The 24820-nt window shown below is 37.8% G+C and carries 26 protein-coding genes and 1 riboswitch; of the genes, 5 read left to right on the forward strand and 21 right to left on the reverse strand.

Annotated elements, in window-relative coordinates:
- Positions 1–24 precede the first annotated feature (24 nt).
- The 6 genes from J2S05_RS07000 to J2S05_RS07025 all read right to left on the reverse strand — a co-directional run bounded on the left by J2S05_RS07000 (position 25) and on the right by J2S05_RS07025 (position 5725).
- Positions 25–480, reverse strand: coding sequence for a mycothiol transferase (locus J2S05_RS07000; protein WP_306981285.1), 456 nt, complete (start codon positions 478–480; stop codon positions 25–27).
- Between the two features lie 362 nt (positions 481–842).
- The gene (locus J2S05_RS07005) at positions 843–1856 is read right to left on the reverse strand and encodes a ZinT family metal-binding protein (RefSeq protein WP_306981287.1); all 1014 of its coding nucleotides are present in this window, start codon (positions 1854–1856) and stop codon (positions 843–845) included.
- A 157-nt stretch (positions 1857–2013) separates the two neighbouring features.
- On the reverse strand, positions 2014–3075 hold the full coding sequence (locus tag J2S05_RS07010; RefSeq protein WP_306981289.1) for an alkene reductase: 1062 nt from the start codon (positions 3073–3075) through the stop codon (positions 2014–2016).
- 26 nt (positions 3076–3101) lie between these two features.
- Complete coding sequence (locus J2S05_RS07015) at positions 3102–4340, reverse strand: NADH:flavin oxidoreductase/NADH oxidase family protein (RefSeq protein WP_306981291.1); 1239 nt, start codon at positions 4338–4340, stop codon at positions 3102–3104.
- A 43-nt stretch (positions 4341–4383) separates the two neighbouring features.
- Positions 4384–5133 carry an SDR family NAD(P)-dependent oxidoreductase gene (locus tag J2S05_RS07020; protein WP_306981294.1) on the reverse strand — a complete coding sequence of 250 codons (750 nt, stop codon included), beginning with the start codon at positions 5131–5133 and terminating at the stop codon, positions 4384–4386.
- A 16-nt stretch (positions 5134–5149) separates the two neighbouring features.
- Positions 5150–5725 (reverse strand): TetR/AcrR family transcriptional regulator, encoded by a 576-nt coding sequence (locus J2S05_RS07025; protein WP_306981296.1) that lies wholly within the window; start codon positions 5723–5725, stop codon positions 5150–5152.
- 187 nt (positions 5726–5912) lie between these two features.
- On the opposite strand from J2S05_RS07025, the gene J2S05_RS07030 reads away from it, so the two are divergent.
- The 4 genes from J2S05_RS07030 to J2S05_RS07045 all read left to right on the forward strand — a co-directional run bounded on the left by J2S05_RS07030 (position 5913) and on the right by J2S05_RS07045 (position 8671).
- Entirely contained in the window at positions 5913–6047 is a 135-nt protein-coding gene (locus tag J2S05_RS07030; RefSeq protein WP_306981297.1) for a hypothetical protein, read from the forward strand.
- Between the two features lie 17 nt (positions 6048–6064).
- Positions 6065–6535 (forward strand): DinB family protein, encoded by a 471-nt coding sequence (locus J2S05_RS07035; protein WP_306981299.1) that lies wholly within the window; start codon positions 6065–6067, stop codon positions 6533–6535.
- Positions 6536–6682: 147 nt separating this feature from the next.
- On the forward strand, positions 6683–7573 hold the full coding sequence (locus tag J2S05_RS07040) for a YitT family protein (protein WP_306981301.1): 891 nt from the start codon (positions 6683–6685) through the stop codon (positions 7571–7573).
- Positions 7574–7756: 183 nt separating this feature from the next.
- Positions 7757–8671: an alpha/beta fold hydrolase gene (locus J2S05_RS07045; RefSeq protein WP_306981303.1), complete on the forward strand. Its 915-nt coding sequence runs from the start codon at positions 7757–7759 to the stop codon at positions 8669–8671.
- A gap of 556 nt (positions 8672–9227) precedes the next feature.
- Here the strand turns inward: J2S05_RS07045 and J2S05_RS07050 are convergent.
- Genes J2S05_RS07050 through J2S05_RS07075 form a run of 6 tightly spaced genes read right to left on the reverse strand, consistent with a single transcriptional unit; the run spans position 9228 to position 13834 of the window.
- The gene (locus tag J2S05_RS07050; protein WP_306981305.1) at positions 9228–10067 is read right to left on the reverse strand and encodes a JmjC domain-containing protein; all 840 of its coding nucleotides are present in this window, start codon (positions 10065–10067) and stop codon (positions 9228–9230) included.
- A 1-nt stretch (position 10068) separates the two neighbouring features.
- Complete coding sequence (locus J2S05_RS07055; protein ID WP_306981307.1) at positions 10069–10386, reverse strand: hypothetical protein; 318 nt, start codon at positions 10384–10386, stop codon at positions 10069–10071.
- A gap of 16 nt (positions 10387–10402) precedes the next feature.
- On the reverse strand, positions 10403–11284 hold the full coding sequence (locus tag J2S05_RS07060; protein ID WP_306981309.1) for a class I SAM-dependent methyltransferase: 882 nt from the start codon (positions 11282–11284) through the stop codon (positions 10403–10405).
- A gap of 17 nt (positions 11285–11301) precedes the next feature.
- Positions 11302–12342, reverse strand: coding sequence for a hypothetical protein (locus tag J2S05_RS07065; protein WP_306981311.1), 1041 nt, complete (start codon positions 12340–12342; stop codon positions 11302–11304).
- Positions 12343–12398: 56 nt separating this feature from the next.
- Entirely contained in the window at positions 12399–12563 is a 165-nt protein-coding gene (locus J2S05_RS07070) for a hypothetical protein (RefSeq protein WP_306981313.1), read from the reverse strand.
- A 32-nt stretch (positions 12564–12595) separates the two neighbouring features.
- Positions 12596–13834 (reverse strand): MFS transporter, encoded by a 1239-nt coding sequence (locus J2S05_RS07075; RefSeq protein WP_306981315.1) that lies wholly within the window; start codon positions 13832–13834, stop codon positions 12596–12598.
- 693 nt (positions 13835–14527) lie between these two features.
- Between J2S05_RS07075 and J2S05_RS07080 the strand changes: the two genes are divergently transcribed.
- A complete protein-coding gene (locus J2S05_RS07080) occupies positions 14528–15766 on the forward strand; it encodes a tyrosine-type recombinase/integrase (protein ID WP_306981317.1) in 1239 nt (412 codons plus the stop codon).
- Between the two features lie 151 nt (positions 15767–15917).
- Here the strand turns inward: J2S05_RS07080 and sufB are convergent, their stop codons facing one another.
- From sufB to J2S05_RS07125, 9 genes are all read right to left on the reverse strand, one after another.
- On the reverse strand, positions 15918–17315 hold the full coding sequence (gene sufB / locus J2S05_RS07085; protein WP_306981319.1) for a Fe-S cluster assembly protein SufB: 1398 nt from the start codon (positions 17313–17315) through the stop codon (positions 15918–15920).
- Between the two features lie 30 nt (positions 17316–17345).
- Positions 17346–17786 (reverse strand): Fe-S cluster assembly sulfur transfer protein SufU, encoded by a 441-nt coding sequence (gene sufU / locus J2S05_RS07090; protein WP_306981320.1) that lies wholly within the window; start codon positions 17784–17786, stop codon positions 17346–17348.
- Positions 17773–18996, reverse strand: a complete 1224-nt coding sequence (locus tag J2S05_RS07095; RefSeq protein ID WP_306981322.1) for a cysteine desulfurase — start codon at positions 18994–18996, stop codon at positions 17773–17775. The genes sufU and J2S05_RS07095 overlap by 14 nt, the downstream gene beginning before the upstream one ends.
- The gene (gene sufD / locus J2S05_RS07100; RefSeq protein WP_306981324.1) at positions 18996–20297 is read right to left on the reverse strand and encodes a Fe-S cluster assembly protein SufD; all 1302 of its coding nucleotides are present in this window, start codon (positions 20295–20297) and stop codon (positions 18996–18998) included. The genes J2S05_RS07095 and sufD overlap by 1 nt, the downstream gene beginning before the upstream one ends.
- A gap of 35 nt (positions 20298–20332) precedes the next feature.
- Positions 20333–21118 carry a Fe-S cluster assembly ATPase SufC gene (gene sufC / locus J2S05_RS07105; protein WP_306981326.1) on the reverse strand — a complete coding sequence of 262 codons (786 nt, stop codon included), beginning with the start codon at positions 21116–21118 and terminating at the stop codon, positions 20333–20335.
- Between the two features lie 196 nt (positions 21119–21314).
- Positions 21315–21704, reverse strand: coding sequence for a carboxymuconolactone decarboxylase family protein (locus tag J2S05_RS07110; protein ID WP_306981328.1), 390 nt, complete (start codon positions 21702–21704; stop codon positions 21315–21317).
- 310 nt (positions 21705–22014) lie between these two features.
- Positions 22015–22887, reverse strand: coding sequence for a MetQ/NlpA family ABC transporter substrate-binding protein (locus tag J2S05_RS07115; protein ID WP_306981330.1), 873 nt, complete (start codon positions 22885–22887; stop codon positions 22015–22017).
- Between the two features lie 23 nt (positions 22888–22910).
- On the reverse strand, positions 22911–23579 hold the full coding sequence (locus tag J2S05_RS07120; RefSeq protein ID WP_306981331.1) for a methionine ABC transporter permease: 669 nt from the start codon (positions 23577–23579) through the stop codon (positions 22911–22913).
- Positions 23572–24597, reverse strand: a complete 1026-nt coding sequence (locus tag J2S05_RS07125; protein ID WP_306981332.1) for a methionine ABC transporter ATP-binding protein — start codon at positions 24595–24597, stop codon at positions 23572–23574. Before J2S05_RS07125 ends, J2S05_RS07120 begins: the two co-directional genes overlap by 8 nt.
- A 79-nt stretch (positions 24598–24676) precedes the next feature.
- Positions 24677–24791: riboswitch (SAM riboswitch) on the reverse strand.
- Positions 24792–24820: the final 29 nt, after the last annotated feature.

Consider the following 24820-nt stretch of genomic DNA (forward strand, 5'->3'; position numbering starts at 1 on the left):
TGTTGATCATATTTTGTTACCCCATCATCTGTATGACAATAATCGTTTGATTGCTTTAATTTGACCACAATGGTTCATCTCGTCTTCCATTACATGAAACCATAGATAGTAATAATTAATTGGAACCCCATTTGGCCAAGTATCTTCTATATAAAGCCAGTCTTCCTTAATGGTGCTAAACAAGTCCAACGTATCATTTCTTACCGCCATCAATTGGTTCATGTAATAATCTAATGGTTGATTTTTAATGATATTCCGTCCACTTTCACCAAGTTCGAGAGGAACCTGCCATTTCAAGTTTTCACTTTCCGATAAATCTCTGTCTTTAAAAGTTATGATTTGGTGAGCATATTCAATTGATGCGATATGTATCAATAAAGCACCAATTGTATTTCCATGAGAATGCGATAGATAATCCAAATCATCTTGAGTAAGAGTAGCTACTTCTTTTAAGGTTGCAGCTCTTGCAAAATCAAGCATAGACAGTAGGTCACCAATCTTCCCATCATAGCTTTCTTTAGAGATTAATCGATATTCCTTGATCCTAATCGCCTCCTTAGTATATACATCTAAGTCTAGCAATCATCAAGAAAAATCACAGTCTTATTTTGCTCTATAAAGAGTGGTATAATTAAGATGAACATAGAGGATTTTCCTTACGCTAATATATAAGTGTTTCAATTAATATAAAACCCTAACCATTATGCTGTTTAACGAGCATAATGATTAGGGTTTTTGTTCATTCATAGTTAGGGAGTAGCTACCGCTCCGGACATACACTCCGCTAGTTTAAGCTGGTTTGAATAACTGTTGAGTTTATTCAGATTTGTCGCAACTAAACCTTAATGTGCAATCATTTCGTGAGCGATTTCATCTGCATCTAAATCAGATGGATAATAGGTAGGCCAATTTGTGACTTCATCTAATAATGCTTCACGATCGTCTCCCCAATACAAGTGATAATGGTGTGAATCTGTTGGGAAGATACTATGATCACTAAACTGGATGTAGCCAGGCATGCCTTCTGCTTCTCCCTCTAATTTGAATATAAACCTAACTCCTCTGTTTCCTTTTTCATAAGTTAATATCTCATACCCATCATACGTATAGTCTCCTGAAGATTCTTGGCCTTCTTCAAAGAAGGTAAATGTATTGTTTTCAATCACAATACGATCAACATCCGTTTCATATCCTATTTCATAATACTCTTTGTATTCCTCAGCTGTCATATCTCCTTCTTCAGCTTTGTGTGTGAAGACTTCATCCAAGTCACCACTCTGCAAGTAAGGATACACTGATTGCCAATCTCCCTGCCAATCAGAGAGCGTACGATCCTCTATTTGGTCGTCTTCAAAATAACCCTCATAGATCTTTTGAGATTCTTCATCATGCGCATGACTATGATCATGTCCATGATCGTCAATGACAACTTCTATCGGTTCTGATTGAACATAGGCTTCGTGATCATTATCAAAAAGAACAGCTTTGATTTCTTGACCGTCGACCGTAGCCTCACCTTGATAGTCTGTTCCACCTAGATCCGGAACGGCTTCCCATTCGTCGTCATGATCCTCTCTTATGTACCAATGCCAGTGATCATATTCAGTATCTTCCTCAAGTTCTGCTGTAAGTTCAATCGTATCCCCTGTGTGGTAATGATCTGCTAACCCTGTAATGATCACATCTTCAGGAGCATTATCATCGTTACCATGCTCATGTTCACTTTCTTCTACTTCCTCCGTTGCCTGTGGTTCTGCATTGGCCGACTCTCCACCATCTGATCCAGAAGTCTGACACCCTACAAGTAAAAATATAATAGCTGTTAAACTGGACCATTCCATCATTACCTTTTTCATCTGTACACTCCTCTATTAAATCGTAATCTTTACGATTTAATAGTATAGGTAATTATAGATATCGTCAAGTTAAAGTTAGTCACTTCTTAAACTCAGTTTCAGATACGAAAAAAAGAACCGTAATTTTTCATTACGGTTCACGTTGTGTCATCAAGTATTACTTAGTCAAAAACGGATAATCTGTATATCCCTTTTCTCCACCCACATATAATGTCGTTGGATCTGGATCATTAAGTGGTTCGTCTTTAGTCAATCTATCAACAAAGTCAGGGTTTGCCAGTGCCCAAATCCCTACTGATGCAACGTCTGCTAGATTATTATCTATATCCACAGATAGTTGATCTAGTGGACGCCCCATTCTATTAACGATGAGTGGTTGTGTCCAAAGCTGACGGACTTCTTTAAGTAATGGTTCATTTCCAAAATGCATGATGTGAAGATAAGCCATACCTAGTCCGCTTAATTCTTTCACTAAATAGCGATAAAGATCATTACCTGTTTCACCTTCTAAGATCCCGTTTAGTGTACCTTCTGGTGAGAACCTGATGCCGGTTTTCTCAGCTCCTATTTCTTCAATAACAGCCTTTGTGACTTCAATCGCAAATCTTGCGCGATTTTCAATCGTTCCACCATACTCATCCGTTCGTTGGTTGGAGTTTTCACTCATAAACTGCTGAAGTAAATATCCATTTGCTCCATGGATCTCTACACCATCTGCGCCAGCTTGAATGGCTGCAGCGGCAGCTAAACGAAATTCATTCACAACTTCTTTGATTTCTTTTTTGCTTAACTCTCTAGGTGTTGGTATATCCTTCATACCCTCAGCTGTAAACATTTCTGCTCCAGGTGCAATAGCTGAAGGGACAACAGGTTGTCGGTGATGTGGTGTATTATCAGGATGGGAAACTCGTCCAGCATGCATCAGTTGAATGAAAATACGTCCACCTTCTTGATGAACTCGGCTCGTTACCTGTTTCCACCCATCAATATGAGCTTGTGTATAGATTCCTGGTGTATTTAAGTATCCTTGACCATCATCTGAAGGTTGAGTTCCTTCTGTTATGATTAAACCAAATGAAGCACGTTGTCCATAATACTCTGCGGCTAACTCTCCTGGCGTACCATCAACCTGTGCTCTGCTTCTAGTCATCGGCGCCATCGCCAGTCTATTTTTCAACGAAACATTTCCTATTTTTGTTTCTTCCACAATCTTCTTCATCGTTATTCCCCTTTGTTGTTTTATAGTTATCCTCTTCTTTTTAAGAAGACACCTCGACCATTTGCTATTGCATTTTGCATGAGAGACACCCAAACGTTGTGGTTCGGATTGGGAGATTTCAACTTACCCATTCTCGCCAGCTGCTGTTCATACCAGCCAAGTTCAAGCATAGAAGCGGCCTTATCTACCATGTTAATTCCTGTTTTTATTGGTTTCGTATGAACGGTTTCGTACGTACCTTGAAAGATCCTGTTTGGTAAGTCGGGAACAAGTGCAAGTGGTTTTGCAATTCCAATCATATCGACAGCTCCACTTTCAATCGCTTCTGTCATACCAACCTCTGTCCGAAATCCACCTGTCACAACAAGTGGAGTAGGGATTAATTCTTTAGCTTTACTTGCATAGTCAATGAAATACGCCTCACGTTTTTTAGTCGATTCTTTTGCATCCCCCACTATCATTTTGGGATTCTCATAATTCCCTCCCGAAATCTCAATAAGATCGATACCAATTTCGGACATTTTCGTAAGAACCTCCATCGATTCCTCTTCTGTGAACCCACCACGTTGAAAATCAGCTGAATTCAATTTAATGCCAATCGGATAGTGATCTCCGACTTGACCCCGTATTTCTTTATACGTTTCAAGTAGAAACCTCATACGGTTCTCTAAACTTCCACCCCATTCATCCGTGCGCTGGTTGTAGTGGGGCGATAAGAACTGACTAATAAGATAGCCGTGAGCTGCATGGATTTGCACTCCAGTAAAACCAGCTTTCTTAGCCACTCGTGCAGCCTCTCCAAAACGAGTAATTAAGTCTTCAATTTCACTACCAAGAAGTGGACGCGGTTGATTAAAAAACGTCTTAAGACTACCTGAAAGTGAAACAGCACTTGGAGCTACAGGTTCCTTTGATAAGGTTTTAGGTGACTGCCCACCTGGGTGATTTAGCTGCATCCAAAGGTGCGTTCCATCTTTGGTTCCAGCTTCCGCCCACTTTTTAAGCATCTCTAAATCCCGTTCATCCTCCACAACTACGTTTCCGGGTTCTCCTAATGCATTTCGATCAATCATGACATTGCCTGTCATAACCAGACCGCTCCCACCCTTAGCCCACGTCTCATATAAATGAATTAAGGACTTTGAGGTGTTATGATTTTTCGAAGCCAATGCTTCACTCATTGCTGACTTAAAAAAACGATTCTTAATGGTAGTCCCATTTGAAAGCTTTAATTCATTAGCTAAAATAGATTGAGTCTGTTTCATTACACTTCTCCTTTTAGAACATTCATTCTAAAATGACCAAAAATTAAAATCCAAATGAAGGATAGATTTGTTTTCTTAATTGAAATTCATAATTCTCGTCTACAATTCCCACTACTTCATTGCTATCATAAAGATTGATCATAAAACCAGCCATTTGTTTTGCTGTATGGAATTTAGGTGTGATCGAACTATAATCTACTTTTCCGGTAATACCTGGGCTCATAAACTCCGTCTCTGTTATCGCCGGTGCTAAAATTTTCGCCTTTAATGTTGCACCAGATTTTTCAAGTTCCGTTGCAAGGCCTTCTGTAAATGCACTGACATAATACTTTGATGCTGAATAGGCAACACTTCCTAGAGCAATAACGTAGCCTAGTGCTGAAGATACATTTATTAACTGAGTACCTTCAACATTGGCATAATCTCGTGCATACAATGTTGAAAGAATCGTTAACGATTGAATATTCACTTGCAGCATGGTATCTACGTTATCTAGATCTTGAGTTAAAACAGAAGAGGAAGATTCTCCAAGACCAGCATTGTTAATCCACGTCTCTATTTTATATTCTTTCAATTGATGATATAGCGTATACGCCTGTTCACTCTGTGATAAATCGGCCGTTTGAATCACTACATCTAATTCTGGATTGATTGTTTGAATCGTAGCTTTAAGTTCTTCTAATTTATTTTCTCTTCTAGCAACAATGATTAGATTTTTTCCTTTTGCTGCAAATGCCAATGCTGACTCGTACCCTATCCCTGAGCTTGCTCCTGTAATAACTGTATAATTCATATAACTTTCTCCTCGTTTAATCTAATGTAGACAGCGTTACATCTACAATCGATTTCATTTTTTTTTGATCTTCTGTAGTCTTTGCTATCACTCTTAATCCTACAAGTGAGTTATGAATAAAATGTGCGTATCCTTTAGCATCAATCGTTGTAGAGATTTCTCCAGTTTCTTGACCATGTCGAATCAAGTCATAAAAAAGAGTTTCTGTCTTATCAAACATTTCCGTAACCTTTTTAGATACGTCTGAATCGAGTAATGATAACTCTACAGCTGCATTCACCGTCAAACACCCTCTAGGATTCTGATCATCTGGATAGATAATCACGTCAAAAACATCCCTTATCGCTTGCTTGACCTTTATTTTTGATTCTACTTTTTTCTGTATCCTTTTAGTTATTGTTTCCTCATAGTGCATTAATGCTTTTATAAATAGAGCGCGTTTATCACCAAATGTGTCATAAATACTTCTTCGGTGGATGCCCATATGATCTACTAAATCCTGCAACGATGTTTTTTCATATCCTTGTTTCCAGAATACTTCCATCGCTTTACTCAATACTTCTTGTTCATCGAACTCTTTATTTCTTGCCATAATAGCCTCCTTTACTCAACGAAGGAATCAATAACTCCCTCCTAACCTTTTTAGAATGATCGTTCTTAAATACACTATACCAATAATAGAACGATCAGTAAAGAATTTTGTTTCAACATTTCATTTAACAACTAATTCCAATTATGATATATTTACGATATAGAATACATTTCGTTAGGGAGGATCTATGAGTCCAAAGGAAGAACAAAGAAAAGATGAACAACCCCAGTCCGAGTGGCCGCTTTTGATTGTTGAGATCATTCTCTTTATTCCTCGTCAAATTGTTTGGGTATGTAAGTGGCTCATTAACCTACTAAATTAATATCAAGGAGGTCACCCGTGAATGCCTATTGTAAAAGTGCACTGAACCAAATTAAAATAGCCTTACAAAAAACGGCTGTAATCATGGACCATCTATCAGAAGATGACCTATCAAAAAGACCCACCCCTACTAAACATTCAATTGGCGAATTGCTCGAACACATCGCCTTGATTTGTAAAGCTGATCTCCTTATTGCATCAGAAGCCACACAAGCTGAGATGGAAGAGTTTTATTCTTTTCACTCACTTACCCACCTACCCGAACTAAAAAAAGCCATGCTTGATAATTTCCGCACTCTTGAGGAAGTCTACTTATCCTATTCTGAAGAAGATTTATCACAAGAGTTAACTTCTTTTTGGGGTGTCACCTATACAAGATATGAATGGCTCTTGGAGATTTTAGCTCATGTATATCACCATAGAGGCCAATTACACGCCATCCTGGTTCATTATTATCAAAAAGATGTAGATATTATGCTGTTTGAATAATGTAGTGGTTGTTTTAAAGCCACAAAACTAGTACGATTAGCCGTACATCAAACATTTTACAGAGCTATCAACATTCTGTTATTTATATAACTAGAAATGATCGATACAGAGATAGAATGATCACTAATGTTGTAAGGAAGTGGCTTTATGAAAGACTACGCTTTAATGATACTCGGTACATTTTTCTTCTCGCTCTCCATCTCCATTTTTGCTATGCCAAACTCTCTTGCTGAAGGTGGCGTTGCAGGGCTTGCCCTTTTGCTTTACTTTGGCCTTGATTGGTCTCCAGCGCTTGTAACCCTAATTGCTAATGGAATTATTCTACTCATTGGATATCGTTATCTTCCCAAATCAATGATCGTCAAATCAATTATTACGGTCCCACTGTTTTCATTTTTCCTATTTATTCTACAAGACATCGCAAATCCAATTGACGACGCACTTCTTGCTGCTTTATATGCCGGAGTGTTCACTGGCATCGGATTTGGATTTATCTTCCGCTCAGGCAGCACGATGAGTGGGACCTCTACCATTGCAAAAATGTTAAATTATAAGTTCGGCTGGGACCTGACCGGTACAAACTTCATATTAGATACACTCGTTGTTCTAGCAGGGATCTTTGTCATTGGCCCACTGTTAACGATGTATACGGTTGTAGCGCTTTTTATCGGAAAACGTGTCACAGATTATGTATTAGAAGGCTTCGAATCCAAGAAAATCGTTCACATCTTCTCAAATCAACATGAATCCATTGCACGCTCGGTTCAAAAGAACTTAGGTGCACATGCGACCATTTTGCAAGGGAAGAATTATGATGTAAATGAAGAAGAGAACCTAGTCTATGTCGTCGTCAAAAAACAACAGCTATTCTTCCTCAAAAAATTAATACGTGAAATCGACATCGACGCCTTTACCGTGGTCCACACCGTAAAAGACGTAAGTGGTGGATCATTTAACAAAGCTCACTACCCAACACAAGTAACATTTAGCAGTGAAAAAGAAGAGAAGAAGTTTTACAAAGAACAGGCTGAGGAATGAGTATGATACAAAAAGGAGGACACATGAAAGCTATTATGTGTCCTCCTTTTTCTCTTATGTTAGAACTTTGAGGCATTGAATAAGTCAAATTGAAAGAGGAAACCTCCGGAAACTCAGTCGACCGTCGCCTTTGTGAATGTTATAATGAAAGCGATATCTTTAAAAGGATCAGGAGGTTATCTAGTGAGCTCAATTCTTAAAGAACTCGAATCACAAATCAATCACCATCAAACTAATGTAAACGGTACATCATTACATTATGTTACAGGAGGATTAGAAAATGGTCCTGTTTGCGTCTTGCTTCATGGGTTCCCACAGAATTGGTTGACTTGGCGTTATGTCATTCCAAAGCTTCTTACCACCCATAAAGTTATTGCCATTGATTTAAAAGGATATGGAGAATCTGATAAGCCTAGTGATATGGAAAGCTATGATACTAGTATTGTAGCGAGTGAAATATTCGAACTCTTACAGCACTTAAAAATCAAACAAGCACTAATTGTTGGACATGATCGTGGGGCTAGGATAGCAAGAAGGCTAGCTTCAGACTCTCCTGATGTGGTAGCAGGGCTTATTTTTATTGACGTTTTACCAACAGAGTACGTTTATGGAGAATTATCAGCAGCTGATGCAGCGACAAAATACTGGCATTGGACATTTCAAGTGGTTAACGGACTTCCTGAAGAACTAATTAAAGGAAAAGAGGATATCTATTTAAAATTTTTATTAAGTAGAGGCGATGGTTTATTTGAATTATTACAAAGCGATGGATCATGGGAAGCATACTTAAAATCATGGATGCAACCCGGTGCCGTTTTAGGTGCTCTTAATGATTACAGAGCAACGTATCATATTGATCTGCCACGTTATGAAATTGAAGCCACTTCTAAAAGGATGCTTGATAAAAAGACACTGATTCTATGGGGAGAACAAGGAAACTTACACAGCTTGCCTGTTTTAGATGTGTGGAAGCGCTCAATTACAAACATTACTGGTCATCAGATATCTGGTTGTGGCCATTATATTCCCGAAGAGAAACCGGATGAAGTTGCAAATCATATTATAAAATTTTCAAAATCAATTGAGTGGTCAGGATAAGCCTTTTCAGCCATCTCCCTCTCTTTCCAATCGACTCCATAGAAAAAGCGAATCCATAAGGACTCGCTTTTATTTCTATAGTTACCCGATTGAACCTTCCATTTCGAACTTGATTAATTAGGGATTTCAGAGTGTATCATTACTATCTGGAATCCTTATTCTTTAATATTTTTTAAAATACACCCTTCAAAACATATCAGGTCATGTCAAACTTGATCGGCACAAAATCGGCACGTTTTTATTTAAGATGAGGTTACACTTATATAGTAGAAGAAAGTAGGTTATTTTAGGACCCCCCCCCCACTAGTCCCTCAAATTTGTGTATAGGTGAAAATGACTCTTTCTATTTGTAATTGATGTTTTAATGAAGAATTTTTACACCTAATTTATTTATATTAATTGTACTTTGGAAAGAGCTAGGTAAGTTTTAAACCATGAAATAACGAATAATATTTAACGATTCAGTTCAATTATTCGTTATTCCATTAAACTTTGTTTTTATCCAATCTTAAACTGCACAATCAAAAAAAGACTTCGGTGTTCTTAAGCAAACAAATCAAAGTAAATTCCTTTTTTCTAAAAGCTTGTTCGCCACATATTTATAAACATCGTCTATCTTTTTTTCACTGTTTGAACATTCATTGTATTTAGGAGGTAAAGTCAATTGATTTAATGATTTATCTTTCAATATCTCATTAACTGATTTTAGTACCCATTCATTAATTCGTATTGGTTCAATTGTTAGAGTAACATGAATACTTAATTCCTCTGAAGCAAAAGCATTATGTGGTACTCCATAAGGCAAATATAAAAAATTATTTTTTGACAGAGTTCCATCAAATGTTTTTAATCCTAATTGATTTGGGTCTACTTCTTGACCTTTTCTAAAGTTACTAGGTATTTCATATACATTCCATTTCTTCTCTCCAGAACATTGAATCACAATTTGTTCTGTACTATCAATATGTGGCACAAACCCTGTTGCATATGGTGGAGATACCACCGCAAATGAAGATACTCTGGTTCCTAATTCTTTAGTTAGCTCTTTGCAGAGCTTTGTTAAAGGTGGCCAAAATTCTTCGAGAGAAGACAATATTAATGAGAAATTATTCTTCAGACCATCTGCAACTTTTTTTCCATCTAGAACTTTTGCTGCGGGTTTCTCACCTACGTATATTGTTCTACTGAATTTACTATGGTGTAACATTGTCCCATTGTCCACCATTCTAAAACAATTTAATGGTATTCTGCTCTCAGTAAGTATATGCTGTAGCGCTTCAACGTCAAACAAACCCTCAATTGTATTATTTTCTTGATTAAAGTTTGGTTTATTTGTCCAGTATTGCTCGTTTTTTAGAAATCTAATATAACTAATTAGTTCATCATTTAATAGCAAACTACTCCCCCCCGTTGGTTAGTTCAATCAAACCCAACTGAAACAGTTGACCTATAGAAACTAGTATTGAATTTTCAAATTCACTTTCTTTTTCTTTAGAATTTAGTTCGATAATTTTTGTTAACTTATTAACTACATCAATTACTCTAGTTGAAACACCGTTACATTCAGACGACTCTATCAACTTATATATTGATAAAGAAATTGGCCCGATAATACTTACTTTAAATGGGGATTTATTAAAAACAAATGCAGAATTTCCTTCAGCCATTGGACTAACCTTACAATTTTTATTTAGAATGATAAAATTATTATTCATTTTATAATCTCCTTACTTATATTTCGATTATTATGAGATTAAATGGGGCATTCTCAGCGCCTCCACCTTTGACTTCACTTTTCTTTATTGAACTCACTTTAAATCCGTAGGATTGAGCGCGCGTTATTATTTCACTCGTTGTCCATATTCTATCTATTGTAAAACTAAATTCGTGCTCTAATTCCCCTTCGTTAACATTGGATATTAAGGTTGGTTGTAATAAGCTTTTTTTACTCACATCGTATAATAGACTAGTCCAAGCTATTAAATCCCTTTCATTATGATCTTTGAAACAGTGAACTGAATAAGATCCTTTAAAATTATTCTCAAAAAAATTAACTGATTCATCAGAGAAGACCGGGAAATATAAATATCCCTTTTGTTTTTCTCTTTTATTTGAGAAAGTTTTTTTAAGGTTTGAAAAAAGCACATCTAATTGTTCGTCATTAAAGCAATTTAAGGTGCCAGCAGTTGTAGTTATTACATTAATATCTTTATCATTTACTATTTTATTAAAGTCCTCAAAATCCAATACATTACCTAATATAAAATTCCGAGAAATTTTAGGTTGTAACTCTCGAGCTTTTTTTATTTGGTCTTCAGAATAATCTAAACCATAACAAGTAATTGAATTCTTATTTAGGAACTTGGTTAACCTGCCATCTCCACACCCTAAGTCCAAAACAGTTAAATCAACTTTTTTATCCTTTAAACTATTACCTACTAATTCTAAATCCCAAACAACATCTCTATTTAAATCGGCTATGAAATGGATAAAAGATCCTTCATAAAAGCTCTCTCTCAAAATTAAATTGTCCGTCACTTCTAAAACTCTTTGGAAATTTGCAAACTGTCGATATTCTTTTAATTCATCTATTATATTTAAAGAGGACCTCATTTTTCATCTCCTGCTATTCAGACTAATAATGCGTTGCGTTTATTAATTAACTCCTTCACTTCGTTCTGATTTGAAATAAGGCTTAGACTAGTTTTAAGCCAACTAAGAAATTTAAGACCATCTATACCTAACTCATGTCTAAAGTGATCCATCATCAAGGTTTGAACTAAATAATTTGCTCTAGTATAACTTTGATTTAGTTCCTTAAAATTTTCAGGTTCCCCATGCAATATTGATCCTTTAGCATGAAATAGAGTTAGGTGCACATATACATGAGCAGCTGCGAGCCCTCGCCCGACTGAGAACATTCTATAATTTTCATTTCCCCAAGGTATTGGAACCGGAATACCTGCGAAATCATTATATCCTGGTCTTAACAATCGTTTAGAAAGCCTAATATTCAGTAGTTTTTGGTGTAGAGCTTCATGAAATATAGCATCTGCCAGTTTCAAAGTGCTTTTGAATTGAGTCTGATCAATATATATAACTAATGGTGTGGTAGAGATAAAAGCTGATTCAACCCCTGATTTAATTGGTAAAATAGCTTCGACTGCATTTAGTGCATCTTTGCTTAGCAAAGGTAGGTATTCAAACATTAATTCTAAACTTTCACTTATGTGCTTTAAGTTTTCTTCAGTAATTTCACTATGTAATATTTTTGTATTAACTCCACTAGCAGAGAGATTTTCTTCAAAACGATTTAGAATAATATCTAATAGTCCTTCTCTTTTAGTTTCAGGTACATTTAAAACTTCCAAGGGGTATTTTTGATTTATAGTTTCCGAATCTATATTAGGAAGATTTTGAATTCTACTCGTAGTCTCAATTAATTCTACTAAATCTCCTTTTGTAGATTCAGAAAAACGAGAGGCTGACATTAAAGCAGCTCCCGATCCAACAATTTTTTTTGCTATACTTAGATCCTGTATTAATGAAATCTTATTATCAAAAAGCATATCTATCATACCGTTTGAAAAAATATTGAAGTTCGCTTTTAAATTAATCCCATCTCCAAAATCACCTTTTAGTAGAAATTCTTCCGCTTCTTTTAAACTCATATTTACACCCCTTTTTGGAATAATAAAAGGAGAGAAATTAATCTCTCCTAATTATTTTACAATTCAAACTCATTAGTTTCACTGTCATTGACAGGATCTACAACAGTAATAGTTGGGTATTGGGACTGAGCTTCTTGTTCAATTCCTACCTCAAAACTACTAGCATCAAAATTATCTTCTTCTTTTACAAAATTTAAAATGTCTTTTATATCTTTAACCATATTTTCACCTCCTTTAAATAATAATCATTAGTTTAGATGGTAGTGACACTTTCACCTTTAGAAACATTTTGCTCTTTGAGATCCATTTTCAGGATTGGTAGTGCGATTATTGAAGTGCTCATAATTACTATCCCACCAGCAACACCTATCCAAATTGGGTTTAACAACCCTGCTAGTACTCCTGTAGATATCATTGAAACTGAGATAATTACACTTGATGTAGTATCACACATTGCAAATGCTCGCCCATGAACTCTGGATGGTACAGTTTTCATTATCAAGGTGTTAACAGCAACATTTCCAATACCTGCTCCAATTGTGGCAATAATTATGAAGAAGCTTGCTATAAATATAGTAGGTGACAAGCTGAAAAGTATATGGCAGCCACCTTCAATAATTCCTGCCATTATGACTGCAAGCTTTAATTTTCTACTCAATTTGTGCGCAATAAGTCCGCTAATTAAGAATCCAGCCCCTAATGCACTATATAAAATTCCTACACCTACGTTTCCACCATCCAATACCTCGAATCCATAAATGCTTATTAAAACATTTATTGCTCCGCCCCCTATGGGCCATAGTATAGCTTGGAGAAAAATAATCCTTATAAACTTGGATTCTTTAAAAACATCTCTAAACCTAATTAACTCCTCTTTTTCATAATCGTTAATACTATTTTCCTCAGCTTTTTTTGAGCTGAACACTATTCTAGATATAAAAATAGCAGATATTAAAAAAGTACAAGAGTTTATAATAAATGATACATTTGATCCGAATAGCGCAGCTACAATACCACCTAATGCAGCTCCAAGAGTCATCACTGTCCCACTTATTACTTGTTCCAGCGAGTTTGCCATAGCTATATTTTTATCGCTAACTATTACAGGTATCATAGAAGCTCTAGCAGGAATAGCCAAAGCTGAGAAAACTACTAACGCAACTGTAGTAGTATATACAATCCAAAGATCGTTTGTTGTATTAACAAACAAGAATGAAAGAATTATAAATCCTCTTACAATATCTACAGTGAATAGTATTTTCTTCTTATTAAACTTATCAGCTAATATCCCACCGATCGGTCCCATAATTAACATAGGAAGTGTTCTCGCAGCCAATGTAATACCAACTGCTAAGCCTGTTCCTGTTAATTGGAGTAATAATGTTAAAATTGCAATGCTACTAAACCAGTCTCCGATACCGCCTACAAAACGAGCGATCATTAAATTTTTAAACGATCGTTCTTCTTTCAGCATCATTAGTATATCTTTCAATTAAATACCTCCGAAAAATCTAAAATTAACCATTTAATGATCTTATACACTATACATTACAATAGATTCCTCACCAAAAAAAGACATATTTGGTCAAAAAAATATTTCCCAACATATGAAATTTTGTAAATACTATTGAGTCCTCATCTAATATTTTTATAATCTGAGTTAATACACCTCTAGTTGATGTATAAACTATATTTTCCCAACTACAACTGTTATATATTGATAGAGAATATCTAATTTAATTCACGGTATAAATTTTTCTGAAAATAAAAAAAGCACCAAAGCTTTAAAGGCTTTGATACTTCAGGGACGCAGTAGAGAGTACTCGAACCCCCACTGCGAAAAGAATAGGAAAGAACAAATTCAATAAAAATCGAACATTCATATCTATCCACTTATATTATTCATAATTTAAAGAATTCTTCTCTGCATTAATAAATTCTTTAACTGGAGCAGAAAAGTTCATCAAATATTACCAAGCCATTTCTAAATCTAAGGCTCATAATAGAAAAACAAACATTAAAAAATTCGTTATTTTAATTTGGACAGTATATCTTCTAATAGTTTCATATCTAGATCCATTTCATCTTGAGATGGCGTAGGTCTACCTATAGCTCCAGATTCATCATGTACATATTTTGAAGCTTCTGTCATTCCTTTCTCTACACTAGTAAGGGAATAATAAAAATGGATAAAAGAAAAATTTGGTTTATCACTAGACCCGAGAGAGACCCTAAATATCACATTGATGCACTTAAAGCTCTAAAAATAGCTACAAATGATTTTCTACAAAAATCGAACATACATTCTTACAAAAGGAGAAAATATATATGGCAACCTTTAGAAAGCTTAAAAGCGGTCGTTGGCAAGCGCGAGTATCAAAAGAAGGTAAGGAATTCTCAATTGGAACGTTTAAGCAAAAAAAAGAAGCTGAGAATCGAAGCGGGACGTGTTGAAGAGAGGATTATTTATGGACATACTATAAAAGATAAAAATATTCTATTTGAAGAACTAGCTTTAGATTGGCTAAATAATCATAAGAAAACAGAGTTAGAAAGCTCAACATATGAACAATATGAGATGGCAATTCGTTTGCATATATTACCCGAGTTTGGAAGAAGAAAAGCCATGCTTATTAAGAGAACTGATATCAAGAAATGGGTCAATCAATATTCTGAGATTAAAAAACCTAATGGTGATCTTAAATATTCTTATGGCACTAGAATAAGATATCTTTCTGTCTTAAAAAGTAAATTTCATTATGCCGTTCACGAAATTGAATTATTAGAAAAAAGCCTAGCCATCAAATTATCTCCTCCTAAGGTTACTAGGATATCAACTAAGCAGATAAAATATTTTAGTTTAAATGAGTTAAACCAGTTACTCGATTACATGGATGGTTACAAGACACAACGTTTTAGTGAGTACAATTACTACCGAATGTTAATGTATTTTTTAAGTCAACCAGGTTTAAGGATAAGCGAAGCATTAGCTCTGAGATGGTCAGATATCCATGATGGAAAGGTAACTGTTGAGAGACAAACAAGCAGAGGAAATAATAATCAAATTGTCTTAAAGACGCTAAAAAGTACATCTAGTTATCGAACTATAGGTTTGAATCCTGACCTCATTGAAGAATTAAGTCAGTTCAAATGGTTGCAAGAGAAATTAAGCTCTATGTACGATACTTTTAAAACAAACAGTGATGAAATAATTTTTCAAAATTCTATGGGTAACTATTTAACTCCATCTGTCGTTAGAGAAGTCATTAAAGGTCACTGCAAGCGTGCAGGTGTCTCGTATAAAGGTACTCATGGATTCAGACACACACATGCTGTATTACTATTAGAGGCAGTCTCAAGCTTATTATATGTATCGAAATGGCTAGGTTATAAATTCAAAGATATTACCTCCAGCACTTATTAAAATGCCACTAAAAAAATAGAAGAAGACGAACTAGAAAAGTTCGCCTCCTACACTAAAAGGTAATCTGAATCGGCACAAAATCGGCATCCCACTATATAAATCCACCCACAAAAAAAGCGAATCCCTAAGGATTCGCTTTTATCATTACATATTAACCGATTGAACCTTCCATTTCGAACTTAATCAGTCTGTTCATCTCAACTGCATATTCCATTGGAAGTTCTTTTGTGAATGGCTCGATGAAGCCCATAACGATCATCTCTGTTGCTTCTTGCTCAGAGATTCCGCGGCTCATTAGGTAGAAGAGTTGATCTTCTGATACTTTTGATACCGTTGCTTCGTGCTCGAGTGTGATGTTGTTGTTTAAGATTTCGTTGTACGGGATTGTGTCTGATGTGGATTGGTTATCCATGATCAGGGTATCGCACTCAATCTTGGATTTTGATCCTTCAGAGCGTCGTCCGAAGTGACAGATTCCACGATAGGTTACTTTACCGCCGTGTTTTGAAATCGATTTTGAAACAATGGTTGAAGAACAGTTAGGTGCAAGGTGTGTAACTTTTGCGCCTGCATCTTGGTGCTGTCCTTTACCAGCGATTGCGATTGAAAGGATTGTACCTTTTGCTCCTTCCCCACGCATGATTACTGCTGGGTATTTCATTGTTAGTTTTGAACCGATGTTACCATCAACCCATTCCATTGTAGCGCCTGCATCTGCAACTGCACGTTTTGTAACGAGGTTGAAGATGTTTGGTGCCCAGTTCTGGATTGTTGTGTAACGGCAGTACGCATTGTCTTTAACGATGATTTCTACTACGGCACTGTGTAGAGAGTTCGTTGTGTACACAGGTGCTGTACAGCCTTCTACATAGTGTACAGAGCTATCTTCATCCGCAATGATTAGCGTACGCTCAAATTGACCCATGTTCTCTGAGTTAATACGGAAATACGCTTGAAGTGGTGTTTCCGTTTTAACACCTTTAGGAATGTAGATAAATGATCCACCAGACCAAACAGCTGAGTTTAGGGCTGCGAACTTATTATCCGCTGGAGGGATAATGGTTCCAAAGTGCTTTCTAAAGATATCTTCGTTTTCGCGAAGAGCTGAATCCGTATCTTTGAAAATGATCCCAAGATCAGTTAGCTCTTGCTTCATGTTGTGATACACAACCTCAGATTCATACTGAGCGGATACACCAGCTAGATACTTTTGTTCAGCTTCAGGAATACCAAGCTTATCAAATGTGTTCTTGATCTCTTCTGGTACCTCATCCCACGAACGCTCTGTTTGCTCAGAAGCCTTTACGTAGTAAGTGATATCATCAAAGTTTAGTTCAGTTAAATCGCCGCCCCATTGTGGCATCGGCATTTTGTAGAACATCTCAAGTGACTTCAGACGGAAATCTAACATCCACTGAGGCTCATCTTTCATGCGTGAGATTTCTTCTACGATTTCTTTCGTAAGACCACGTCCTGAACGAAAAATCGATACATCACGATCCGAAAATCCATATTTATATTCGCCAATATCCGGCATTTTCTTAGCCATTATGAAACCCTCCTTAAGAGAATGAACGTACTATTTGTCTTGCTTATTCAGCCCTTGTTCCATTGCCTTCCAGGCAAGTGTCGCGCACTTGATTCGTGCAGGGAATTTCGCTACGCCCGCAAGCGCCTCGATATCACCTAAATCGAACAAATCCTCATCGTATTCCTTACCAAGCATGATATCTGAGAAAATCTCAGACATTTTTAATGCATCCTCAACCTTCAAGCCTTTCACAGCTTGAGTCATCATTGATGCTGATGCCAGACTGATGGAGCAGCCTTCACCTTCAAACTTGGCTGTTTCTACCTGTCCATCTTCAATTTTCATTTGAATTTGAACGCGGTCTCCGCAGGTTGGATTATTAAGGTTCACTGTTAGTGTATCATCAGATAGCTCCCCACGGTTACGCGGGTTTTTGTAGTGATCCATAATAACCTGCCGATAGAGCGTGTCGAGATTATGAGAAGACATCACCGAAATACTCCTTTGTTTTAACTAAACCATCTTTTAAGGCGTCGATATCTTCCTCTGTGTTGTACACATAATAGCTGGCACGTGCCGTAGCCGTTACATTCAGCCATTTCATTAAGAGCTGTGCACAATGGTGTCCTGCCCGCACTGCGATACCTTCTGCATCAAGTACAGTCGCTACATCATGCGGATGGATATCATCCAGTTGGAACGTTACAACTCCTGCCCGTTTTTTCGGGCCAAAGATCGTTAGTCCTTCAATTTCTGTCAAACGTTCAAAGCTATATGTCACTAGTTCCTGCTCATGTTGCTCAATTGCATCGAAACCTAGATCGTTTATGAAATCAATGGCTGCTCCAAGTCCAATCGCCCCAGCAATGATCGGGGTTCCACCTTCGAATTTCCACGGCAACTCTTTCCAAGTTGATTCATATAAACCAACAAAGTCAATCATCTCTCCGCCAAATTCAAATGGTTCCATGTTCTCAAGCAGATGCTTCTTCCCATATAATACACCGATTCCTGTTGGTCCACCAAGCTTATGACCTGAAAAGGCAAAGAAATCGCAATCCAAATCTTGGACATCAATTTTGATGTGAGGAGCACTTTGTGCACCATCCACGACCATGACAGCTCCGTTTTTGTGTGCAAGCTGTGTTAGTTCTTTGATCGGATTAATCGTCCCAAGAACATTGGACACCTGCATCACAGAAACAATCTTTGTATTGGACGTAATGATCGTTTCTGCTTCAGCCATATCAATGGTCCCATCCTCAAGTAAGCTTAAGTACTTGAGTGTTGCTCCAGTCGACTTAGCCACCTGCTGCCAAGGAATGATATTACTATGGTGCTCCATTGGCGTGATGACAATTTCATCACCTTCCGCCAAGTTAGCTTTTCCATAGCTAGAAGCCACCATATTAATCGCAGTGGTTGTTCCTCTAGTAAAGATCACTTCTTGTGTGGTTTTAGCACCTAGGAACGAGCGAACCTTTTCTCTAGCTCCCTCGTACTCATCCGTTGCCATTGTCCCAAGGGTGTGAACACCTCTGTGAACATTTGAATTGTAACGACGATAATAGTCATCCAGCTTCTCAATCACTGTATAAGGTTTTTGAGAAGTTGCTGAGCTGTCCAAGTACACTAATGGTTTGCCGTTGACGTTTTGGTCAAGAAGCGGAAAGAGCTTCTTGATTTCCTTGGCATTCATTACTTAACTTTCCTTTCAATCGCTTCACGTAAACGTTCTTTTACGGACTCGATTGGAAGTTCGTTCACTACAGGTGCAAGGAAACCATGAATAACTAGGCGCTCTGCTTCATGACGAGAAATACCACGGCTCATTAGATAGAACATTTGAAGAGGATCAATACGTCCAACTGATGCAGCGTGACCAGCTGTTACATCATCTTCATCAATAAGAAGGATTGGGTTTGCATCCCCTCTTGCCTTCTCACTAAGCATCAGAATACGTTCTGTCTGCTCACCATTAGATTTTGTTGCTCCGTGCTCAATCTTAGAAATTCCGTTAAAGATCACAGATGCGGCTTCTTTCATTACACCGTGTTTTAGAATCTGTCCATCAGAATTCTTCCCATGATGATAAACCGTTGTTGTGATATTTTGCTTCTGCTTACCTGTTCCAACTGTTACAGACTTCGTATCAGCTGTTGAACCGTCACCGATAAGATGTGTAGAGTTCTCAGATACAGTATCTCCGTTGTTCATTAGGCCAAGTGCCCATTCTAAACGGCCATCACGAGCCACATGTCCGCGACGAACAATATAAGATGTAACTTGATCATCTAAGTTATCAACTGCACCAAATGAAACTCGAGCGTTAGCTCCTACATGAACTTCAGCAATGATGTTAGCAAGTGATGCTTTTTCACCTGTAGATGCATAGTTCTCTACATACGTTACAGAGCTGTTATCTTCAGCTACGATCACCACGTGGTTGAACAATCCGCCATCTGCTTGGTTTTGTGCAAATACAGCTTGAAGTGGTAGTTCTACTTCTACATTCTTTGGAACATAAACGAATACTCCACCAGCCATTAATGCTGCATTAATAGCAGTCAAACGATTCTCTGTTGAATCAACAACATCTTTGAAAAGGTATTTCTGAAGTAAGTCGCCATGTTCTTGTACAGCGGTCTTAAGATCAGTGAAGATAACCCCTTGCTTAGCAAGAGTCTCAGAAACCTTGCTGAATGTTGTATCTCCATTTTCTTGAACGATTACATTCTCAACATCTTTTTCAATAAGTGATTGGATGCCTTCTGGAAGTGCATCAAGTGACGCAACCACTTTATTATCTACTAATTCATGTGTAAAAGATGTGAAGTTCCATTTTACAATCTTTGTTTTATCTGGCTTAGGCAGTTCAAGTGTTTCCACTTGAGACACTGCGTTTAGACGCAGTTCGTGAAGCCATTTTGGTTCATTCAGTTCTTTAGATAGTGTTTGAACAGCATCCTGCCAAACCTGTACGTTTGTCTCAACTGGCATATATACCCACCCTTTATTTGTTGATCTACTTTTTATTATGCTTCCTGATTTACACGCTCGTCTTCAATACCAAGCTCTGTTTTGATCCAGTCATACCCTTCAGCTTCAAGACGTTCAGCAAGCTCAGCTCCACCGGATTTAACGATACGTCCTTGCATCATTACATGGACTTTATCAGGAGTGATGTAGTTCAACAGACGTTGGTAGTGAGTGATGATTAGACAGCCAAAGTCCTCGCTGCGCATTTCATTGATCCCTTTAGATACAACTTTTAGTGCATCAATATCAAGACCAGAGTCAATCTCATCTAAGATCGCGATTTTAGGCTCAAGCATAAGAAGTTGAAGAATTTCATTACGTTTCTTCTCTCCACCTGAGAACCCCTCGTTTAGGTAACGTTGTGAAAATGACTGATCCATATCAAGAACATCCATTTTCTTATCCATTTTGCGGATAAATTTCATTAGAGAGATTTCTTCGCCCTCTTCGCGTCCTGAGTTAATAGCAGAACGAAGGAAGTCAGCGTTTGTGATTCCACTGATTTCACTTGGGTATTGCATAGCTAGGAATAATCCAGCTTTAGCGCGCTCGTCTACTTCCATTTCAAGAACATCTTCCCCGTCAATGTGAATCGATCCGCTAGTGATCTCATACTTAGGGTGTCCCATAATTGCAGAAGCCAACGTTGATTTACCTGTTCCGTTTGGTCCCATGATTGCGTGAATTTCTCCGCCTTTAACCTCTAAGTTAAAGTCTCTGAGAATGTGTTTTCCTTCTATTGATACATTCAAGTTCTCAATTTTTAAATGTGATGCTGCCATTTTTACTACCTCCAATTTATAATGCTGCGCAAGAAAAGAAATACGCAACCGTTCTGTTTTACTAATTATCATTCTATTCTCATTCTAATCTTATAACAAATCCAACCTGAGTTCAAGGAGTCCAACCTATTTACGAAACTCTATTGTAACAAAAAAAGTAGCAACACCAAAAGGTGCTGCTAGATCGTATGTTTACTTATTGAAACGCTTTATCAGAAGCCGGACTTTTTAATTTCTGAATGGCTTCCTGAACCAACGTCACACCCTGGCTCATCGCTGCTCCACCACCAAATGCAGCGGCTACCCCAACAGACTCAAGAATTTCATCCTCACTGCATCCTTGGTCTAGGCAACCTTTTGTATGGTAAATGATGCAATACTCGTCTTGAGAGTAGACGCTTATGCCAAGTGCAATGAGCTGCTTTCCTTTTTTAGTGAGTGTTCCTTCTTCAAAGCATGTTTCTGTAAATTTATTATAACTCTTTGCAATATGAGGTAGCTTCTGTGTAAAGGATTGTAAGCCTTCCTTATACGTATGAAGTGCCTCTTGTATTGTATTATCCTGCTGGGATTGCTGTTGATCCATTTTAATCAAACCCCTTCTACTTAGCTTAGTATGCCAGTAGTATGAGCTATTTTTATTAGAGTTATGCGGTAAAAAAAGTCATGAGAGGATAAATGATGATAGAGGCTCCGACATCGCTCCCGGGATGGGGGCACGCTTTCCGAGGGAGGGCGTTGAACTAAACTGCCTTCGCCAGTGTATTTCAACCTTGCCCTTTTCTCCCTTCGGAGTCGGCCTCCCATCCCGTCCGCTTGGAGAGAGGACGATGCCGAAGCCTCTTCTAAACATAAAAAAGCACACCTACTATCAGGTGTGCTACATAAGATGATTGTTATTCAGTTACAGGTACAACGGCACCTTCGTAGTTTTCGTTAATGAAGCTTGTGATTTCTTCAGAGTGAAGCACTTCAACTAACTTCTGAATGTCTTCACGGTCTTCATCTCCAGCGCGCACAACGATTAAGTTAGCAAATGGGTTATCAGAATCGCCTGACTCAGTGATTAGACCATCATTTGTTGGATTCAGGTCAATCTCAAGTGCATAGTTCGCATTGATAATGATTCCGTCCGCTTCGTTATTTTCATAAGCCTGAGGAAGCAACGCTGGTTCAACATTGTTTACAAATTCAAGATTTTTCGGGTTCTCTTCAATATCATCTAATGTCGCTTCATATCCAACACCGTCAGCAAGAGTAATTAACCCTTCTTGAGCTAGGAGATGAAGAGCACGTCCTTCTTCAGCTACGTTATTACTGAAAATAATCGTTCCACCATCAGGAATCTCGTCAGCACTATCGTATTCAGAGGAATACAATGCATACGGTTCGATGTGAATCGCTCCAGCTACAGCAAATTCATAACCGAAATCTTCTACTTGTTGATCAAGGTAAGGCTGATGCTGGAAGAAGTTTGCATCCACTTCTTCTCCATCTAAAGCAACGTTAGGAATAACATAGTCTTGTGCAATCACAATATCAAGTTCAATTCCTTCATCCTCTAATGCACTAGCTGCTTCCTCAAGAATTTCAGCATGAGGTGTATTTGAAGCACTAATTGTAATCGTTGACGTCTCCTCTTCAGCCGGAGCGTCTCCACCCGTACTACCATTGTCACCGTTATCGCTTTCCTCATAGTCAGATGTTCCACAAGCTGCTAAAGCTAACACAAGTCCTGCTGTGCCAAGTGTACCTAAGAATTTTTTCATGTCTCTTTCCCCCATCTCATTTTTTATCTTTTGTCTGTACTATATGTGAATAAATCGCCAATCCACTGAATGATAAACACAATCAGAAGAATAACAATTGTTGCCACCAAAGTTACATCACCATTACCTCGTTGAAATCCTTCCTGATAAGCCAGTGTACCCAAACCACCGCCACCTACAATACCAGCCATAGCTGTATAGCCGATCATCGCAATCGTGGTTACTGTAATACCCGATATTAATGCCGGTGTTGATTCTGGCAATAACACCTTAAAAATAATGGTGGATGAGGATGCACCCATTGACTGGGCGGCTTCTATTACACCTTTGTCAATCTCACGCAAAGCAATTTCAACCATACGTGCATAGAAAGGTGCTGCACCAATAATTAAAGCAGGCAATGCAGCAGTTGGTCCCAGAATGGTTCCGACAATCAATTTGGTGAATGGAATAATAAGAATTAACAAGATTACAAAGGGGATGGACCTTGTTACGTTTACATAAGCTCCGATCACCGCATTCACTGGCCGATTCGCCCAGATGTTACCCCTTGCAGTTAAATATAACAGTAAACCGAGCAGAATACCAAGGATAAATGTGGCGACTAATGAAATTCCCGTCATATAGAGTGTTTCAAGTGTTGCATCCCACATTCTATCCCAGCGAACATTCGGAAATAATGTCTCAATCACGGCTTAACACCTCCGCTTCAACCTCTTTGGTCATGATAAACTCCAATGCTTTTTTCTTTTCCGACTGATCACCTGTAATTTGAATAAATAAGGTTCCATATGATCCACCTTGAACCTTTGTAATTTTCCCATGAAGAATGGACACGTCAATTTGGAACGTACGAATTAATTCCGAAATTAAAGGACGCTCCGCACTAGTACCTGAGAAAGTGAGCTGAATAATATCACCAGAACCTGCATCATTTAAAAGCTCTTGGATGGTTTCATCTGTGTCATCCTGTTCGGTGATTTGTTTTAAGAACTCCTTCGTCATCTGTTCTTTTGGGTGACGGAAGACATCTAATACCCGCCCTTTTTCAACCACTCGACCATTATCCATCACGGCAACTTCTGTACAGATTTTGCGAATGACGTGCATCTCATGAGTAATAAGCACAATGGTTAATTTCAGCTTTTTGTTAATATCTACGAGAAGATCTAAAATTGAATCGGTTGTTTTTGGATCCAATGCGGACGTAGCTTCATCACAGAGAAGAACTTTAGGATTATTAGCCAAGGCTCTCGCAATACCTACCCGTTGTTTTTGTCCACCACTCAGCTGTGAAGGGTAACTTTTGTCACGTCCCTCTAAGCCGACAAGCTGGATAAGCTCTTTCACACGTTCATGCCTCTTCTCACCCTTTACTCCGGCGATCTCAAGCGGAAAAGCGATATTATCATACACAGTTCGTGACCAAAGCAAGTTAAAGTGCTGAAAGATCATACCCATTTCTTGGCGCGATTTTCGTAGTTCTTTGTTTGTAAACTTCGCTAGGTTCTGACCATCTATTTCGACTTCACCCTCGGTCGGACGTTCAAGCATGTTCAACATACGGATGAGTGTACTTTTACCAGCACCACTGTACCCAATAATGCCAAAAATCCCACCTCGATCAATCGTTAAATTGACATCGTCAACCGCTGTTACATTTCCACTTTTCAGTTCAAAAACTTTTCGTAAGCTTTTTAAAGTAATCATGTATAAATCCTCACTTTCTTTTAGCTTAAATATCAAAAAAACCTTCTCGCAGATTAGCAGAAGGTTTTCATTTATCCCTCTCTCATCTGTCGAAGTGAAACTCACTCCGCTGGATTTAGCACCTGCAAAACAGTTTCCTGTTAAGTGGTTGCCGGGCATCAAAGGGCCAGTCCCTCCGCCTCTCTCGATAAGAGTCTATTAAATTAGTTGTGTACGATAATAT

The organism is Alkalicoccobacillus murimartini (assembly GCF_030813245.1).
In the GTDB taxonomy this organism is placed as follows: Bacteria; Bacillota; Bacilli; order Bacillales; family Bacillaceae_D; genus Alkalicoccobacillus; species Alkalicoccobacillus murimartini.